Origin of the sequence: Rhizobacter sp. J219 (assembly GCF_024700055.1) — a bacterium.
GTDB lineage: Bacteria > Pseudomonadota > Gammaproteobacteria > Burkholderiales > Burkholderiaceae_C > Rhizobacter.
Window position 1 is genome coordinate 4,770,268 of the sequence record NZ_JAJOND010000001.1, and the last position, 16,036, is coordinate 4,786,303.

The following is a 16,036-nucleotide window of genomic DNA, read 5'->3' on the forward strand; positions in this document are numbered from 1 at the left end:
TTCAGCGCCCCAGCACGGTGGAGATCGTCAACACCGGCTGGCCCGCCTCGGTGAAGACCTGCGCATCGGCGCGCAGAAAGTTGGGGTTGGGCGTGCGCTTGGACACCAGCTTGCCTTTGTAGAGCGCACCCATCTGCTCGCACTGGAACTCGAACTCGGTCGGCACCTGGAAGAAACGGGTCAACCGCAGCTCGGTGAGCTGGTTTTCGGCACACCATTGCGCGGCAGTCACTTCGACGATGCGCTGCGAGTTGTCGGCCAGCGCACCGGCTGCCTTGATGCCTGCACCGAGCGTCACCGCGACGATCGCCAGGGCGACCATCACCTCGATCAGGGTGAACCCGGTGTTGCAGCGGCGCGTCATGGTGGGGTGCCTGTGCTGTCGTTGTCGACCACCGCGAAGGGGCCGAGGCCGTCGGTGGCCAGCGCCAGGCGCTGATTTTCCAGTCTGAGCACGATGCGTTGCGGCGGGATGAAAGGCTCCGGGCCGAGCGTGATGGCCTGTGCGCCGACGATCTCGGCCGAGACCCCTTCGCCCATCCAGTGCTCGGGAAATTCGCCGGGGTTGGTCAGGCCCTTGAACGCAAAGCCTTCGGTCTGCGCTTCCTGGCGCGGCTCCCAGCGTACGGCGATGCCCGAGGCGCGCGACTCGGCGCGTGCCGATTCGAGCAAGGCCACCAGGCGTGCAGCCTCGTTCTCGAGTTGGGTGCTGGCCGGGTCTCGAAGCGACAGGCTGATGAGGCCGGCGGCGATGGCAATCAGCGAGATCACCACCATCAGTTCGATCAGGGTGAAGCCGCGGGCCCCCCTGATGCGGGCTTTACTGCCAGGAGCCGATCTCGGCGTCCTTGCCTTCGCCGCCGACCTGACCGTCGGCACCAAAGCTGTAGACATCGATCTCGCCTTTCACGCCGGGGTTGGCGTATTGGTACGGACGACCCCAGGGATCGTTCTGGAGCTTGGGAAGGTAAGGCCGCCAGTTGGGCGGCATCGCGCCGGTGGTGGGCTTGGTGACGAGTGCCTGCAGGCCTTGTTCGCTCGTGGGGTAACGCTGGTTGTCGAGCTTGTAGAGCTTGAGCGCTTGCATGATGTTGCCGACATCGGTGCGCGCTGCGGTCACGCGGGCGTCATCGGCGCGGTCGAGCACGTTGGGTGCGATCAGCGCAGCCAGCACGCCGATGATCACGAGCACCACCATCAGTTCGATGAGGGTGAAACCACGTGAGCGGTGTGGCGAGTGTGATGAAGCGGATGAATTCATGTCTGGCACGGATGGCTTGCAAACAGGGCGTTGAATCATAATCGTCCGATGATGGCGCGATTGTCAGCTTTCGTGATCTGGGCTTTGGTGGCTGCGGCCCTCGTGTTCTGGGGCATGCGCCTCGTGGTGAAGGCCGAGCCGGTGCCGCTCAACGCGGCGGTCGTCGGTGAAAGTACCAGTGCTCGAGGCGACCTCTCGCGTCTCTTTGGTGCTGAACCGGTGGCGCAAGTTGCAGCCGCTCCGGCGGCGAGCACCCGTTTCCGCCTGCTCGGGGTGATGGCGGCAAAGGCTGCACCCGAAGGCATGACACCCGGTGTGGCGCTGATCTCGATCGACGGCAAGCCGGCGCGTGCGTTCATCGCCGGGGCGCGCATCGAAGACCAGCTCGTGCTGCAGAACGTGAGCCTGCGCACGGCCTCCATCGGGGTCGACAAAGGCCCGACGTCCTTCGTGCTCGAGCTGCCGGCCCTGCCGCCGCCTGCGACGGGCACCCTCCCGCGGGCGGCGATGGACTCGTCCGGTCTCGCGCCCACACCGGCGCCGCTGGGCCCTCCGATTTCGGTGCCGGGGATTCCGGCGCCCGGTGCGCAGCAACCGCCCGCCATGGCGCCGCGGCAGGCGCCGTCGCGTGGCGTCCCCAACAACGCGCGTTGAGTCGACCGGCTCCGCGCTGCCGGGTGTCGCGTCAGAGCTTTCCTGGCACTGAGGTCGGCATGTCCGCGGGTTGAGACGGCCCGGCGTCTTCGCCTTCGGCCACTTCGGTCAGTAGCGCGGCTGAACTCAACAGAAGCGGGAAGGACAGTGTGGCGCCGGTGCCGTCGGTGCTTTCCATACCGAGTTCCAGCAAGGCCACGGCCCGGAACAAGCCGAGCGCTGCGCTCAGGCCAGGATGGCCATGGCTGCGCGAGAACACACAGTATTCAGTGACGGTGGGGGCGATGCGCGCTGCCACCATCAACGCGGCGCAGGCGGGCATGCCGTCGACCATGATCAGGCGTCGCTTGCTCGATGCGACGAGCATCACGCCGACCATCATCGCGATCTCGAAGCCGCCATACGCCGCCAGGACTTCCACCGGATCGCTCAGATCGCGGTGCCGTACCTGAGCCGCCTGTAGAACCATCATCAGGCGTGCCTCGTCCTCCGGTTGCATCGCTGGCGTGACCACGAGGTTGTGCACCGGCTCGTTGGCCAGCGCAGACAGCACCAGGGCGGCGCTCTCGTGTGCACCCACGCCGATGCCGGCACAGGCTATGAGGTTGCCCGTCATCGCGTCGGCGATCTCCATGCCGGCGCGGATGGCAGCGTGGGCCTGGTCGAGCGTCATCGCCATGTTGACCCGGCAGTTGCGGGTACCGTGGGCGATCTTGCGCGACATCAGCCGTGGGTGCGGGGCCACGGTCTCGGCCACGCCGCAGTCGACGACGTTGAGGTCCATGCCCTGGATGCGTGCAAACACCGCTACCGGCAGCTGAGAGGTGAGCAGGCCTTGCACCAGCTTGGCGGTGGATGCCTGGTTCGATGCCCCGACCCCGTCGACGGCGAGTCCGTGGTCGGATGCAAACAGCGCGATCTGCGGCGCGCGGAAACGCGGCTTGAGGGAGTTCTGCACCAGGCCCAAGCGAATGGCCAGTGGCTCCAGTTCGCCCAGCTGGCCCATCGTGTCGCTGCGCCGCTTCAGCTTGTCGCGCAGCGCCCGCTCGAGGAGCGGGTTGGCGGTGGGGGCGATGAGCGATCGGCTGACGGGCATGGCGAGGTCGGCGGAAAGTCGATGCGGCCGGAAGGGTTTTGACGTGATTGTGAGGCTTCAGCGCAGGAACAAGCGGTAGGCCGGGTTGTCGGTCTCGTCGACCCATGGATAGGCCAGCCCTTGCAGGAAATCTTTGAAGGCCTTCTTGTCGCTGCGCGGCACCTGGATGCCCACGAGGATGCGGCCGTAGTCCGCGCCCTGGTTGCGGTAGTGGAAGAGGCTGATGTTCCAGCTGGGGTGCATGCTCGAAAGGAACTGCATCAAGGCCCCGGGGCGTTCGGGGAAGACGAAGCGGTAGAGCCGTTCGTCGCGTGCGAGTTCACTGCGGCCCCCCACCATGTGGCGCAGGTGCTGCTTGGCGAGTTCGTCATGGGTCAGGTCGACCGTCGCGAAGCCGTGCCGGGCGAAGTTCCTGGTGAGCTTTTCGGATTCGCCGCGGTTGCTGGTGGCCAGGCCGACGAACACATGCGCCTGGCGCTCGTCGGAGATGCGGTAGTTGAACTCGGTGACGCTGCGCGGGCCGATCAGTTCGCAGAAGCGCTTGAAGCTGCCGCGCTCCTCGGGGATGGTGACGGCGAACACGGCCTCCCGCTCCTCGCCCACCTCGGCACGCTCGGCGACGAAGCGCAGGCGGTCGAAGTTCATGTTGGCGCCGCAGGTGATGGCGACCAAGGTCTTGCCCTTGAGCTTGTGCGTTTCGACGTATTGTTTGACAGCGGCGACGCCCAGCGCACCGGCCGGCTCCAGGATGCTGCGGGTGTCCTGGAACACGTCCTTGATGGCGGCGCAGACGGCATCGGTGTCGACCACCACATAGTCGTCGACCAGCGCGCGGGTGATGCGGAAGGTTTCTTCGCCGACGAGCTTGACAGCCGTGCCGTCGGAAAAGAGGCCGACGTCGGACAACTGCACGCGCTTGCCGGCTCTCACCGAGCGCACCATCGCGTCGGAATCGGTGGTCTGCACGCCGATCACCTTGATCTCCGGTCGCACAGACTTGATGTACGCCGCCACACCCGAGATCAGCCCGCCGCCGCCGATGGCGACGAAGACCGCGTCGATTGGTGTCTGCAGCTGGCGCAGGATCTCCACCGCGATCGTGCCCTGGCCGGCGATCACGTCCGGGTCGTCGAAGGGGTGTACGAAGGTCAGGCCCTGCTTGCGCTCGAGTTCGAGGGCGTGCAGGTAGGCGTCTGAGTAGCTCTCGCCATGCAGCACCACTTCGCCGCCAAGGGCGCGTACGGCGTCGATCTTCAGCTTCGGCGTGGTCACCGGCATCACGATCAGCGCCTTGCAACCCAGCCGGTGTGCGCCCAGCGCCACGCCCTGGGCGTGGTTGCCGGCAGAAGCGCAGATCACACCGCGTTTGAGCTGTACGGCGCTCAGGCCCGACATCTTGTTGTACGCCCCGCGCAGCTTGAAGCTGAAGACGGGCTGTGTGTCTTCACGCTTGAGCCAGACCTGGTTGCCGAGCCGGCGCGACAGGTTTTTGGCAGGTTCCAGCGCGGACTCGATGGCCACGTCGTAGACGCGGGCCGTGAGGATCTTTTGCAGGTAGCCGGCCAGCCCGATGTCGTCCTTGGGAGCCTTGGCTCGGCGTTTGGACGGGTTGCGAACGGGGCCGGTCATGGCTGCTCCTGAGATGCGGCGAGGGACGAAAGGGCGCCGGATCATAAGACAGGGCGTCCCGCTGGGACGCGGACAGAAAAAAGCCCAAGGCATTGCTGCCTTGGGCTGAATCCACCAATGGAGGAGGTGGAGGAGACAAACGGTGATGTGCGCCTTGCGGTACAGGGTTCACATCGATGGACGGCAGTGTACCCGTGTGCATGTTGCGCCGCAATAAATTTCCTCCACCCAAACGGGTGAGGCACCGGGCCGCACAATCTGCGGTTTTGGCGTTTGCGAATAGCAGGATTCAGCATGGAATGCACGATCAATTGGGTGGCATCCGGCGGCATGACCTTCATGGCCGAGACCGGCAGTGGTCATGTGCTGACCATGGACGGTGCGCCTGAAGGCGGCGGGCGCAACCTCGCGCCGCGGCCGATGGAAACGGTGTTGGCGGGAACGGGTGCCTGTGCCGCCTATGACGTGGTGCTGATTCTCAAGCGCGGGCGGCATGACGTACGCGGCTGCCAGGCCAAGCTCACCTCCGAACGGGCCCAGACCGACCCCAAGGTGTTCACGCGCATCAACATGCACTTCGTCCTCACCGGCAAGGCCTTGCCCGAAGCTGCGGTGCAGCGCGCCATCCAGATGTCGCACGAGAAGTACTGCTCGGCGAGCGCGATGCTCGCCAAGACGGCCGAGATCACGACAAGCTACGAGATCGTGGAGGCCTGAGCTTTTCGCGCCAGCGCTCGGACTCAGAAGCGCTCGGACTCAGAAGTAGTGCGCCGTCGTCGTCATGACCTTGGCAGCGGCGCGCATGGCCCAACGCACGGGCGCCGGCAACTCCACCGCGCCGGCCTGCTGAGCTTGTGCGCCATGCTGGGCTTCGTCGACCTTCATCTGTTCGACGATCGCGCGTGATGCGGTGTCGGCAGCGGGCAGGCGGTCGAGGTGCGAGGCGAGGTGCTGTTCGACCTGTGCTTCGGTTTCGACCACGAAGCCCAGGCTGGTGCCGTCGCCGATCCGGCCCGCGATGAGGCCGATGCCGAAGGCACCGGCGTACCACAATGGATTGAGCAGGCTGGGCCTCGCGTTAAGTTCGCGCAATCGTTGCTGTGTCCACGCGAGGTGGTCGGTTTCCTCGCGAGCGGCTTGGCGAAAGCCCTCACGCAATGCGGGGTTGCGGGTGGCCACCAGTTGAGCGTTGTACAGGGCCTGTGCGCAGATTTCGCCAACGTGGTTCACGCGCATCAGCGATGCGGACAGCCTCGACTCTTCTGCACTCAATGTCTCAGGGTTTTCCTTGGGCCCTGGTCTCGGGCGTGTCGACACGTAGGACCCGGACAGAGTTCGCAACGCGTTGTCGGCGGCGTTGATCCAGTTGTCGATCGGAGAAAGAGGTCGAGCTGTCTGTGAACGCGTCATGACCCCGAGATTACCCTAGGCAAAGCGATGATTTCCGCGCCTTTTTTGATGTGGATTCATGGGTGATTCCATGGTGTTTTCGGGCTCTTTTTTTCTCGTTGTGCGCGGACAACATTTGAGTTCCTTTTGCGGTTGTCACGCTTTGCATCGATTGGGCCCTCTGGTGGAATACGCCAACTTCCGCTGAGGAGTTCGGCCCGGTGCACCCAAGAGGGAGAGACCGGGACCACTTGTGTTCAACCTAGGAGATAGTCGCAATGAAAAAATCTCTTCTCGCTCTCGCAGTGCTGGGCGCGTTCGCTGGCGTTGCGTCGGCACAGTCGTCGGTCACCATCTACGGTATCGTCGATCAAAGCGTCGCCAAGGGTAATGGCGGTACTGCTGGTGGTGCTGCCGCCCAGTGGGGTACCGGCGCCAGCAGCGATGTTTGGCAAGTGCGTGATGGTGGCCCTGGCTCGCGTCTCGGTTTCCGCGGTAATGAGGATCTGGGCGGCGGTCTGTCGGCTCAGTTCTTGATCGAGCACCGTTTCTCGCCCGACACCGGCAACACGAACACTGGCACTCAGGCCGCTGCTGCCTCGACGTTCTGGTTCGGTGGTTCGTATGTCCAATTGACCAGCAAAGCGGCCGGCAGCGTGTACTTCGGCCGTTGGTACTCGCCGGCCTTCTGGGTCAGCTTGAAGACCGACCCGTTTGGCTATGGTGGCATCGCTCAGGTTGGCGCTCTGACCTTTGCAAACTACTCGAACCCGTCGGCTGTGGGTCTCGGCGCTCGCACGACCAACACCGTTGGCTATAAGACCCCGAACTGGGGTGGCTTCACCGCGAACGTTGCCGTTGGTCTTGCTGAAGGCACGACCGTTGGTCGCGATGTTGGCGTGAACGTAGAGTTCACCTCTGGCCCGATCTACGCAGGCCTTGCCTATGACGAGGTCTCGGGCGGCCCGACCACTTTCAGCGCCACGACGGGTGCTGTTGACGGCAACTCGCTCATCGTTGCGGGCTTTGCCTACAACTTCGGCTTCATCCGCCCGATGGTGTCGTACGCAATGAGCGAAACCCGCACCAACAGCCTGGTGGACACTGATGCACTGTCGTTCGGCCTGACGGCTCCTGCCGGCCCTGGCCTGATCAAGGCGCACTACACCATGCGCAACACCGACGCCGCCCCGCTCGCGGGCGTGCCGTCCGACGTCAAGCTGAAGAAGTTCGGTATTGGCTACGACTACTTCCTGAGCAAGCGCACCAAGGTCTACCTCGACTACGCGCAAGTCAAGGAAACCTCGCTGACCAACAACAGCGCTTTCGCGCTGGGCGTGCGTCACGACTTCTGATTCAAGTTCCCTGCGTTGTCGACGCAGGCTTGACTCGCAAGGCCACCTTCGGGTGGCCTTTTTCTTGGTCATTGCAGATCGATGGCCGTCTCGTTGTACAACCCTGTCGACATGCTCGTCTTCGTCCTCCGCCGTCTTGCACAAGCGATCGCCGTCATGCTCGCCGTGGCGTTCATGGCGTTCATGCTGTTCCAGTACGTAGGCGACCCGGTGACCCATTTGCTGGGGCAAGACGCGACGCCGGCGCAGCGCGAGCAACTGCGCGCTGACCTCGGGCTCGACCAGCCCTTCCCGGTGCAGTTCGCACGCTTTGTCGGCAATGCGGTGCAGGGGGAATTCGGCCTCAGCCTGCGGCAGGGGCAGAAGGTGTCGACCTTGTTGCTCGAGCGTTTCCCCGCAACGCTTGAGCTTGCTTCGGTGGCGGCGTTGATGGCGCTTTCGGTCGGCATTCCGATGGGCGTCTACGCGGCACTCAAACGCGGCACGGTGATGTCGCAGATCCTGATGACGGTGTCGCTGCTCGGTGTGTCGTTGCCGACCTTCCTCATCGGCATCCTGCTGATCCTCGTCTTCGCCGTGCAGCTTCAGTGGTTGCCGAGCTTCGGCCGTGGCGAGGTGATTTCGCTTGGGCCGTGGACCACCGGGCTGGCCACGCTCGATGGCTGGAAGCATCTGGTGCTCCCCGCCACCACCCTCGCGGTCTTTCAGCTCACGCTCATCATGAGATTGGTGCGCGCCGAGATGCTCGAAGTGTTGCGCTCCGACTTCATCCGCTTTGCGCGAGCGCGCGGCTTGCCCGATCGGCTGGTGTATTTCGGTCACGCCCTCAAGAACACGCTGGTGCCGGTCATCACGATCACTGGCTTGCAGCTGGGCTCGCTGATTGCTTTCTCGATCATTACCGAGCAGGTGTTCCAATGGCCTGGGATGGGCCTGCTGTTCATCCAGGCGGTGGCCTTTGCAGACGTGCCTGTGATGGCGGCGTACCTGTGCCTCATCGCGCTCGTGTTCGTCTGCATCAATTTGGTGGTGGACCTGCTGTACTTCATGGTGGACCCGCGCTTGCGAGCAGACACCTCAAGCGTCGGCAAGTCGATGTGATTGGTATCGGAGGACGTGCAATGAACCCTTCTCACCTTGTCTCGATCATCCTCGGCCTGGCGTTGGCGGCGGGTGCTGCACAGGCCGTGACCTTGCGCGTGGCCAACCAGGGCGATGCGCTGTCGATGGACCCGCACTCCCTCAACGAGTCGCTGCAGCTCACCTTCACCGGCAACGTCTACGAGCCTTTGGTGGCACGCGACAAGCAACTGGGCCTGGCGCCAGGCCTCGCGACCCGATGGACGCAACCGAAGCCGAACGTCTGGCGCTTCGAGTTGCGGCGCGGCGTCAAATTCCACGACGGCACACCGTTCACCGCAGACGACGTGGTCTTCTCCCTCGGCCGCGCCGGCCCGGGTTCCGACATGCAGGGCTACACCAACACCTTCAAAGAGGTGCGCAAGCTCGACGAGCACACGGTGGAAATCGAAACCCAAGCCCCGTTTCCCATCCTGCCCGACGTGCTCACCCAGGTCTACGTGATGAGCAAGAAATGGTGCGAGGACAACAAGGCGCAGGCGCCTGTCGATCGCCGCAAGGGCATCGAAAATGCCGCGAGCTTCAAGGCCAATGGCACCGGGCCCTTCCGCCTCAAGGAGCGCCAGCCGGGTGCACGCACCGTGCTTGTCCGCCACGGCGCCTACTGGGACAAGATCGAAAGCAACGTGACGGAGGTGGTCTTCACCCCCATCGGCAACGCCGCCACCCGTGTGGCCGCCTTGCTCTCCGGCGAGGTGGATGTGATCGAGCCGGTGCCGCTGCAAGACGTCGAGCGCATCAAGGCCTCGCCCAAGCTCAAGGTGATGCAGGGCCCCGAGCTGCGCACCATCTTCCTCGGCATGGACCAGAAGCGCGACGAACTGCTCTTCTCCAATGTGAAGGGCAAGAACCCGTTCAAGGACAAGCGTGTGCGCCAGGCCTTCTACCAGGCCATCGACATTGAGACGATCAAGAGTCGCGTGATGCGCGGCGCGGCGCTGCCGACCGGCCTGATGGTCGGGCCCGGCATCCGCGGTTTCTCGCCCGAGCAGAACAAGCGTCTGCCCTACGACCCCGAGGCCGCGAAGAAACTGCTCGCCGAAGCCGGCTATCCGGGTGGTTTCGAGGTGGCGCTCAACTGCCCCAACGACCGCTATGTGAACGACGCCGACATCTGCCAGGCCGTGGCCGCCAACCTCGCGCGCATCGGCGTGAAGGTCGGCCTGCAGACGGAAACCAAGGTCACCTATTTCCCGAAGATCCTGCGTCGCGACACCAGTTTCTACCTGCTCGGGTGGACGCCCAGCACGTACGACTCGCACAACGCGCTCTCGGCCCTGATGGCCACGCCCACCGAAAAAGGGCAGGGCCAGTTCAACCTCGGCGCCTACAGCAACCCAAAAGTCGACGAGTTGACGCTCAAGATCCAGAGCGAGACCGACCAGGCCAGGCGCAACGCGCTGATCAAAGAGGCGTTCGACCTGCACACCGCCGACATCGGCCATCTGCCGCTTCACCAGCAGTCGCTCGCCTGGGCGATGAAGAAGAGCGTCACCCTCGTGCAGCTGGCCGACAACTTCATGCCCTACAAATGGGTGACGCTGGACGACAAGGCCAAATGAGCGGGGCAGCCGAGTGAGCGAGAACGCCACGTGAGCGCCGTGATCGCAGGGCGGTTCTTCGACAGCGACGTCTGGCACAGCTTCACGCGCTCGCCGTCGGCCATGGCGGCGGCGGCGGTGGCGTTCGTGTGCGTCTTCTGCGCTGCGTTTGCCGGCTGGGTGGCGCCGCATAACCCGATGGACCTGGCGAGCCTGGAACTTGCCGATGCGTTGTTGCCTCCTGCGTGGCTCCCAGACGGGCGTGTGCGCTACCTGCTCGGCACCGACGCACAAGGCCGCGACATCCTCTCGGCACTGATGTACGGCACCCGCATCTCGCTGATGGTGGGTGTGGCCTCGGTGATCGTCTCGGTGCTGATCGGTGTCTCGCTCGGGCTCATCGCCGGCTACGCGGGCGGCAAGACCGATGCGCTCATCATGCGGGTGTGCGATGTGATGTTGTCCTTCCCCGCCATCCTGGTGGCGCTGCTGGTCGATGGGGTCGGGCGTGCCATGTTTCCGAGCGCACATGACAGCCTCGCCTTCGCTGTGCTGATCGTGGCGATATCGCTGACCGGCTGGGTGCAGTACGCGCGAACCGTGCGCGGGTCGACGCTGGTCGAGCGCAACAAGGAATACGTGCAGGCTGCCCGCGTGATCGGCGTGCCGCCGCTGCGCTTGATACGGCGGCACGTGCTGCCCAACGTGCTGGGCCCGGTCACCGTGCTTGCGACGATCCAGGTGGCCACCGCCATCCTCATCGAGGCGACGCTGTCGTTCCTCGGCGTGGGCATGCCTGTCACTTCGCCTTCGCTCGGCACCCTGATCCGCGTGGGCAACGATTTCCTGATGTCGGGCGAGTGGTGGATCACCATCTTCCCCGGGGCGATGCTGGTGTTGATCGCCCTCAGCATCAACCTGCTCGGCGACTGGCTGCGCGATGCCCTCAACCCCCGTTTGCGCTGACGCATGAGTTCCCCGGCGTTGCTCGAAGTCGATCGTCTGCGTGTGGAGTTTCCGTCGCGCCGCGGCACGCTGGTCGCGCTCGACGAGGTGTCGTTCAGCATCGCGCCGGGCGAAGTGCTCGGTGTGGTGGGTGAGTCGGGCGCCGGCAAGTCGCTGACGGGCGCGGCCATCATCGGGCTGATCGAGCCGCCGGGTCACATCGCGGGTGGCGAGATCCGGTTCGACGGACGGCGCATCGACCGGTTGCCGCACGACGAGATGCGCAAGCTGCGGGGCCGCCACATCGGCGCCATCTTCCAGGACCCGCTGACCTCGCTCAACCCGCTCTACACCGTCGGGCGCCAGCTGACCGAAACCATCCGCGTGCATCTGCCGATGAACGAAGCGCAGGCGCGCGAACGCGCGATCTCGCTGCTGCGCGAGACCGGGATTCCGGCGCCCGAGCAGCGTTTCGACCACTACCCGCACCAGTTCTCGGGCGGCATGCGGCAGCGCGTGGTCATCGCGCTCGCGCTGGCCGCGCAGCCGCTGCTGGTGGTGGCCGATGAGCCGACGACCGCGCTCGATGTGTCGGTGCAGGCGCAGGTGATCGCGCTGCTCAAGCGCGTCTGCAAGGAACACGGTGCCGCGGTCATGCTCATCACCCACGACATGGGCGTGATCGCCGAGACCTGCGACCGGGTGGCGGTGATGTATGCCGGCCGTGTGGTCGAACTGGGGCCGGTGCAGTCGGTGATCCATGCACCGGCGCATCCGTACACCGTGGGCCTGATGGGCGCGATCCCCGCGCTCGATCGCGACCGCGATCGGCTGGTGCAGATCGACGGCGCAATGCCCCGGCTCGATGCGATCCCAGGTGGCTGTGCTTTCCACACGCGGTGCCCGCGCGTGATGCCGCGCTGTCGTGAAGAGCGGCCGGTGCTGCTGGCGGCCGGCGCATCGCAGGCGGCCTGCTGGTTGCACGACCGGAGTGCCGCTGCATGAGCGTGCCGGGCCGCTCCCAAGCGCGAATCCCGGAGCGCTCTGCGCGGAGGGTAGTCCAATGAGCGCGCTCGTCGAGACACGCCAGCTCAGCAAGCGCTTTGATGTGTCGGCGCCGTGGCTCAACCGTGTGATCGAACGCCGGCCGCGCCAGTGGGTGCATGCGGTCGACGGTGTGAGCTTCTCGATCGAACGGGGCCGCACGCTGGCGCTCGTGGGCGAATCCGGCTGTGGCAAGAGCACCGTGGCGCGCTTGTTGGTGGGGCTGCATCGCCCGACCGGCGGCGAGGTGGTCTTCGATGGGCAGGACATCGCGCCGGTGCTGGCCGGGCGGCAGGCGCTGCCGCTGCGGCGCCGCATGCAGATGATCTTCCAGGACCCCTACGCCAGCCTCAACCCACGCTGGACGGTGCGCGACATCGTGGCCGAGGCGCTGACGGAGCATCGCCTCGTGGCGGGGCTGTCGGCGCTGAACGATCGGGTGGCCGAGCTGCTGGGCGCGGTCGGGCTCGTGGCGGCCGACATGCATAAGTATCCGCACCAGTTCTCGGGCGGGCAGCGCCAGCGTGTCTCGATCGCGCGGGCGCTGGCCACGCAGCCCGAGTTCCTGGTGTGCGACGAGCCGACATCGGCGCTCGATGTCTCGGTGCAGGCGCAGGTGCTCAACCTGATGAAGGACCTGCAGCAGCGGCATGGCCTCACCTATCTCTTCATCTCGCACAACCTCGCGGTGGTGCGGCACGTGAGTGATGCGGTGGGGGTGATGTACCTCGGGCGCCTCGTCGAAGTGGCGGAGAAGTCGAAGATCTTCAGCGCACCGCGCCACCCGTACACCCGCATGCTGATCGATGCGATTCCAGACATCGGCATGACGGGGCGGGCTCGCACGCCGGTGCAGGGCGAAGTGCCCAACCCGCTGGCCCCGCCGACGGGCTGTTCATTCCACCCGCGCTGCCCGCATGCGAACGAGCGCTGCCGGGTGGAGCGGCCGGCGCTGCTCGGGTTTCAGGGCATCCAGGTGGCTTGCCACGCGGTCGAGGAAGGCCGCATCTGAGACCGGCTCAGCGCGGCGCCGATGCAGCCGGGGCGCTGGCGGCGGGCGCTGCCACCGGCGCCTTCGGCAAGGTCAACGGACCCTTCTGGCCGCAAGCCGACAGCAGCATCAGCACCGCCAAAGGGCCTACTGCGACCTGACAGACGGCACGCGCCGCTAAACTGACTTTCCTGCCCGCCATTGCGCTGAACTCCTTGTGACCATGTCCGTTGAACTCGTGCCCACCCCGCTCACCGATGCTCAGTTCCACGCGCTGGCCGGTGCCGTGCTGTCGTCGATCGAAACCACGGTCGACGCGTGGCTGCAAGACGATGTGGTCGACATCGACACACATCGTACCGGGGGCCTGCTCGAGCTGAGCCTGCCCAACGGCAGCAAGCTCATCGTCAACACTCAGCCGCCGCTGCATGAGCTGTGGCTGGCCGCGCGCTCGGGGGGTTACCACTTCAAGCACGTCAACGGCCAGTGGCTCGACACGCGCGAGGGCCACGAGTTCTTTGCGCTGCTGTCGACGTGTGCCAGCGAGCAGGCGGGCGTGGCGCTGCGGTTCGTGCCGCCGGAGGCGTGAACTTGCCGTGGCGCTGGAGCCAGCGCTTGAAGAGATCGAGGATGCTCTTCTTTTCTTCCTCGGTCGGTGCGGTGGGCAGCTTGTCGTCCAGGCCCAGGCTGCTCACGCCCTTGCCGTGGGTGAATTCGTCGTAGTACCACTCACCGCCCAGGTTGACCACACCTTCGGGTGCGGAGACTTCTGCCACCGGCACGCCCTTGAGCGCCTGGGACATGTAGTCGATCCATACCGGCAGCGAAAGGCCACCGCCGGTTTCGCGGTCGCCAAGCTTGCGGGGCGTGTCATAACCGATCCAGACCACCGCCACCACTTCCCGCTGGTAGCCGGCGAACCAGGCGTCCATCGAATCGTTGGTGGTGCCGGTCTTGCCGTAAATGTCGGGGCGCTTGAGGGTGCCTTGCGCACGCGCCGCGGTGCCGGATCGTGTGACTTCCTGGAGCAGGCTCGTCATCACGAAGGCGTTGCGGGCGTCTAGCGTGCGGGTGCTCTCGTCGAGCGACTGCGGCTTGGCCTCGTTCAGGGTGCGGCCCTTGTTGTCGGTGATCTTGCTGATGAGGTAGGGGTTGAGCCGATAGCCGCCATTGGCGAACACGCCATAGGCCGAGGCCATCTGCAGCGGCGTCACCGAGCCTGCGCCGAGCGCCATCGTCAGGTAGGCGGGGTGCTTCTCGGCTTCGAAGCCAAAGCGGGTCACCCATTCCTGCGCGTAAGCCGGGGTGATGGACTGCAGGATGCGGATCGACACCATGTTCTTCGACTTGGCGAGGCCGCGGCGCATCGACATCGGGCCGTCGAAGGTGCCGTCGTAGTTTTTGGGCTCCCAGGGCTGGCTGCCAGTGGTCACGGCGTCGAAGAAGAGCGGCGCGTCGTTAATGACGGTGGCTGGGGTGAACCCCTTTTCCAGCGAGGCCGAGTAGATGAACGGCTTGAAGCTGGAGCCGGGTTGCCGCCAGGCCTGGATCGCGTGGTTGAACTTGTTCTTGGCGTAGTCGAAGCCACCGACCATGGCACGCACGGCGCCCGTGCGCGGATCGAGCGAGACGAAGGCGCCTTCAACCTCGGGCAACTGGGTGACGGACCAGTCGCCCTTGGGGCCCTTGACCAGGCGGATCACCGCGCCGCGGCGGATCTGAGTCTTGGGGTTGCCCTTCTCGGCGAGGCCGGACGTGACGGGCTTGAGCCCGTCGCCCGTCACCGTGATCGTCTCGCCGTTCTGCAGCACGGCGACCACCTTGCGCGGGCCGGCTTCCAGGGCGACGCCGGCGCGCAGTTCGTCGTTGTCGGGGTGGTCGTCGAGCGCTTCGGCGACGCGGGCGTCGAGGTCCTTGGCATTGGCCGGCAGGTCGACGTAGGCCTCGGGCCCTCGGTACACCTGGCGCCGCTCATAGTCGAGGATGCCCTTGCGCAACGCGCGGTAGGCAGCCATCTGCTCGGCGGCATTGATCGTCAGGTAGACGTTGAGGCCACGCGTGTAGGCCTCGTCGCCGTACTGGCTGAAGATCATCTGCCGGGCGGCCTCGGCCACGTACTCGGCGTGGACGGCCACTTCGGACGGCGTACGGTAGCGCAGCGTCTGGCTGCGAGCGGCTTCATGCTGCTCGGGCGTGATGAAGCCGTTTTCCAGCATGCGGTCGATGATGTACTGCTGGCGAACCGTGGCCCGGCGTGGGTTGGTGATGGGGTTGTAGGCGGAAGGCGCTTTGGGCAGGCCGGCGAGCATGGCGGCCTCGGCGACGGTGATGTCCTTGAGCGGCTTGCCGAAATAGATCTCACTGGCCGCCGCAAAACCGTAGGCGCGCTGGCCGAGGAAGATCTGGTTCATGTAGACCTCGAGGATCTGCTCCTTGGTCAGCATGCTTTCGATCTTCAGCGCCAGCAGCACTTCGTAGATCTTGCGGGTGAACGTCTTCTCGGTGGAGAGGTAGAAGTTGCGCGCCACCTGCATCGTGATCGTTGATGCACCCTGGCTGCGGGATTCCGCAAACTGCGCCACAGCCGCGCGCAGCACGCCCTTGTAGTCAACGCCGCTGTGCTGATAGAAGCGCGCGTCTTCAATCGCGAGCACTGCCTGCTGCATCACCTTGGGGACTTGGCCGATGGGTGTGAAGTTGCGGCGCTCTTCACCGAATTCGCCGAGCAGCACGCCGTCCGATGTGTACACCCGCATCGGCAGCTTGGGGCGGTAGTCCACCAGGCCGCTGATCTCGGGCAGGTTGGGGTAGGCCACGGCGAGGGCCAGGCCCGCCAGCATCAGCCCCATCAGGGCCAGCGCCGCCACACCCCCGACCGACCAGGCGGCTGCCTTGGCCAACCAGCGTGCCCACGGCGGCATTGACGCAAAACGGCTCGATGGGCTGGCGTCTGGTCGATCGGTCTCGCTCATGGAACTCCAACGAAGTGGG

General features: G+C 65.3%; 17 protein-coding genes. 9 read left to right on the forward strand and 8 right to left on the reverse strand.

The features are described from left to right. Position 1: 1 nt before the first annotated feature. From gspI to gspG, 3 genes are read right to left on the reverse strand one after another with little or no spacing between them, the layout of a single operon-like run. Positions 2-364, reverse strand: a complete 363-nt coding sequence (gene gspI, locus LRS03_RS22695) for a type II secretion system minor pseudopilin GspI (RefSeq protein WP_257828407.1) — start codon at positions 362-364, stop codon at positions 2-4. Next, positions 361-894: a pilus assembly FimT family protein gene (locus LRS03_RS22700; protein ID WP_257828408.1), complete on the reverse strand. Its 534-nt coding sequence runs from the start codon at positions 892-894 to the stop codon at positions 361-363. Before LRS03_RS22700 ends, gspI begins: the two co-directional genes overlap by 4 nt. Next, the gene (gene gspG / locus LRS03_RS22705; protein WP_257828409.1) at positions 821-1,261 is read right to left on the reverse strand and encodes a type II secretion system major pseudopilin GspG; all 441 of its coding nucleotides are present in this window, start codon (positions 1,259-1,261) and stop codon (positions 821-823) included. Before gspG ends, LRS03_RS22700 begins: the two co-directional genes overlap by 74 nt. A 48-nt stretch (positions 1,262-1,309) precedes the next feature. On the opposite strand from gspG, the gene LRS03_RS22710 reads away from it, so the two are divergent. After that, positions 1,310-1,915, forward strand: a complete 606-nt coding sequence (locus LRS03_RS22710) for a hypothetical protein (RefSeq protein ID WP_257828410.1) — start codon at positions 1,310-1,312, stop codon at positions 1,913-1,915. 31 nt (positions 1,916-1,946) lie between these two features. On the opposite strand, the gene LRS03_RS22715 is transcribed toward LRS03_RS22710, so the two are convergent. Together LRS03_RS22715 and ilvA are read right to left on the reverse strand one after the other, a co-directional pair. Continuing rightward, positions 1,947-3,011, reverse strand: a complete 1,065-nt coding sequence (locus LRS03_RS22715) for a nicotinate-nucleotide--dimethylbenzimidazole phosphoribosyltransferase (RefSeq protein ID WP_257828411.1) — start codon at positions 3,009-3,011, stop codon at positions 1,947-1,949. A 57-nt stretch (positions 3,012-3,068) separates the two neighbouring features. Further along, complete coding sequence (gene ilvA / locus LRS03_RS22720; protein ID WP_257828412.1) at positions 3,069-4,640, reverse strand: threonine ammonia-lyase, biosynthetic; 1,572 nt, start codon at positions 4,638-4,640, stop codon at positions 3,069-3,071. Between the two features lie 294 nt (positions 4,641-4,934). On the opposite strand from ilvA, the gene LRS03_RS22725 reads away from it, so the two are divergent. After that, positions 4,935-5,357: an OsmC family protein gene (locus LRS03_RS22725; RefSeq protein WP_257828413.1), complete on the forward strand. Its 423-nt coding sequence runs from the start codon at positions 4,935-4,937 to the stop codon at positions 5,355-5,357. Between the two features lie 39 nt (positions 5,358-5,396). On the opposite strand, the gene coq7 is transcribed toward LRS03_RS22725, so the two are convergent. Further along, positions 5,397-6,050 (reverse strand): 2-polyprenyl-3-methyl-6-methoxy-1,4-benzoquinone monooxygenase, encoded by a 654-nt coding sequence (coq7, locus tag LRS03_RS22730; protein ID WP_257828414.1) that lies wholly within the window; start codon positions 6,048-6,050, stop codon positions 5,397-5,399. Positions 6,051-6,307: 257 nt separating this feature from the next. Between coq7 and LRS03_RS22735 the strand changes: the two genes are divergently transcribed. The 6 genes from LRS03_RS22735 to LRS03_RS22760 all read left to right on the forward strand — a co-directional run bounded on the left by LRS03_RS22735 (position 6,308) and on the right by LRS03_RS22760 (position 13,066). After that, entirely contained in the window at positions 6,308-7,384 is a 1,077-nt protein-coding gene (locus LRS03_RS22735; RefSeq protein ID WP_257828415.1) for a porin, read from the forward strand. 111 nt (positions 7,385-7,495) lie between these two features. Then, positions 7,496-8,485, forward strand: coding sequence for an ABC transporter permease (locus LRS03_RS22740; protein ID WP_257828416.1), 990 nt, complete (start codon positions 7,496-7,498; stop codon positions 8,483-8,485). Positions 8,486-8,505: 20 nt separating this feature from the next. After that, the gene (locus LRS03_RS22745) at positions 8,506-10,086 is read left to right on the forward strand and encodes an ABC transporter substrate-binding protein (RefSeq protein WP_257828417.1); all 1,581 of its coding nucleotides are present in this window, start codon (positions 8,506-8,508) and stop codon (positions 10,084-10,086) included. A gap of 39 nt (positions 10,087-10,125) precedes the next feature. Further along, positions 10,126-11,031, forward strand: coding sequence for an ABC transporter permease (locus LRS03_RS22750; protein ID WP_374685110.1), 906 nt, complete (start codon positions 10,126-10,128; stop codon positions 11,029-11,031). 3 nt (positions 11,032-11,034) lie between these two features. Next, positions 11,035-12,015, forward strand: a complete 981-nt coding sequence (locus LRS03_RS22755; protein WP_257828419.1) for an ABC transporter ATP-binding protein — start codon at positions 11,035-11,037, stop codon at positions 12,013-12,015. 58 nt (positions 12,016-12,073) lie between these two features. Next, positions 12,074-13,066, forward strand: a complete 993-nt coding sequence (locus LRS03_RS22760) for an ABC transporter ATP-binding protein (RefSeq protein ID WP_257828420.1) — start codon at positions 12,074-12,076, stop codon at positions 13,064-13,066. 7 nt (positions 13,067-13,073) lie between these two features. Here LRS03_RS22760 and lptM read toward each other — a convergent pair whose 3' ends face one another. Then, on the reverse strand, positions 13,074-13,247 hold the full coding sequence (gene lptM / locus LRS03_RS26965) for an LPS translocon maturation chaperone LptM (RefSeq protein WP_374685072.1): 174 nt from the start codon (positions 13,245-13,247) through the stop codon (positions 13,074-13,076). 21 nt (positions 13,248-13,268) lie between these two features. Between lptM and cyaY the strand changes: the two genes are divergently transcribed. Beyond that, positions 13,269-13,634 carry an iron donor protein CyaY gene (cyaY, locus tag LRS03_RS22765; protein ID WP_257828421.1) on the forward strand — a complete coding sequence of 122 codons (366 nt, stop codon included), beginning with the start codon at positions 13,269-13,271 and terminating at the stop codon, positions 13,632-13,634. On the opposite strand, the gene LRS03_RS22770 is transcribed toward cyaY, so the two are convergent. Then, positions 13,522-16,017: a penicillin-binding protein 1A gene (locus tag LRS03_RS22770; RefSeq protein WP_257828422.1), complete on the reverse strand. Its 2,496-nt coding sequence runs from the start codon at positions 16,015-16,017 to the stop codon at positions 13,522-13,524. The two genes, cyaY and LRS03_RS22770, sit on opposite strands and share 113 nt — an antisense overlap. Between the last annotated feature and the right edge of the window lie 19 nt (positions 16,018-16,036).

What these genes read in the sequence shown, in the direction of transcription:
- coq7 (WP_257828414.1), bottom strand. Translation starts at nt 6,050, where the DNA reads ATGACGCGTTCACAGACAGCTCGACCTCTTTCTCCGATCGACAACTGG.
- LRS03_RS22755 (WP_257828419.1), top strand. Translation starts at nt 11,035, where the DNA reads ATGAGTTCCCCGGCGTTGCTCGAAGTCGATCGTCTGCGTGTGGAGTTT.
- LRS03_RS22715 (WP_257828411.1), bottom strand. Translation starts at nt 3,011, where the DNA reads ATGCCCGTCAGCCGATCGCTCATCGCCCCCACCGCCAACCCGCTCCTC.
- LRS03_RS22725 (WP_257828413.1), top strand. Translation starts at nt 4,935, where the DNA reads ATGGAATGCACGATCAATTGGGTGGCATCCGGCGGCATGACCTTCATG.
- LRS03_RS22745 (WP_257828417.1), top strand. Translation starts at nt 8,506, where the DNA reads ATGAACCCTTCTCACCTTGTCTCGATCATCCTCGGCCTGGCGTTGGCG.
- cyaY (WP_257828421.1), top strand. Translation starts at nt 13,269, where the DNA reads ATGTCCGTTGAACTCGTGCCCACCCCGCTCACCGATGCTCAGTTCCAC.
- LRS03_RS22760 (WP_257828420.1), top strand. Translation starts at nt 12,074, where the DNA reads ATGAGCGCGCTCGTCGAGACACGCCAGCTCAGCAAGCGCTTTGATGTG.
- LRS03_RS22770 (WP_257828422.1), bottom strand. Translation starts at nt 16,017, where the DNA reads ATGAGCGAGACCGATCGACCAGACGCCAGCCCATCGAGCCGTTTTGCG.
- LRS03_RS22740 (WP_257828416.1), top strand. Translation starts at nt 7,496, where the DNA reads ATGCTCGTCTTCGTCCTCCGCCGTCTTGCACAAGCGATCGCCGTCATG.
- gspI (WP_257828407.1), bottom strand. Translation starts at nt 364, where the DNA reads ATGACGCGCCGCTGCAACACCGGGTTCACCCTGATCGAGGTGATGGTC.
- LRS03_RS22700 (WP_257828408.1), bottom strand. Translation starts at nt 894, where the DNA reads ATGTCTACAGCTTTGGTGCCGACGGTCAGGTCGGCGGCGAAGGCAAGG.
- ilvA (WP_257828412.1), bottom strand. Translation starts at nt 4,640, where the DNA reads ATGACCGGCCCCGTTCGCAACCCGTCCAAACGCCGAGCCAAGGCTCCC.
- lptM (WP_374685072.1), bottom strand. Translation starts at nt 13,247, where the DNA reads ATGGCGGGCAGGAAAGTCAGTTTAGCGGCGCGTGCCGTCTGTCAGGTC.
- LRS03_RS22735 (WP_257828415.1), top strand. Translation starts at nt 6,308, where the DNA reads ATGAAAAAATCTCTTCTCGCTCTCGCAGTGCTGGGCGCGTTCGCTGGC.
- LRS03_RS22710 (WP_257828410.1), top strand. Translation starts at nt 1,310, where the DNA reads ATGATGGCGCGATTGTCAGCTTTCGTGATCTGGGCTTTGGTGGCTGCG.
- gspG (WP_257828409.1), bottom strand. Translation starts at nt 1,261, where the DNA reads ATGAATTCATCCGCTTCATCACACTCGCCACACCGCTCACGTGGTTTC.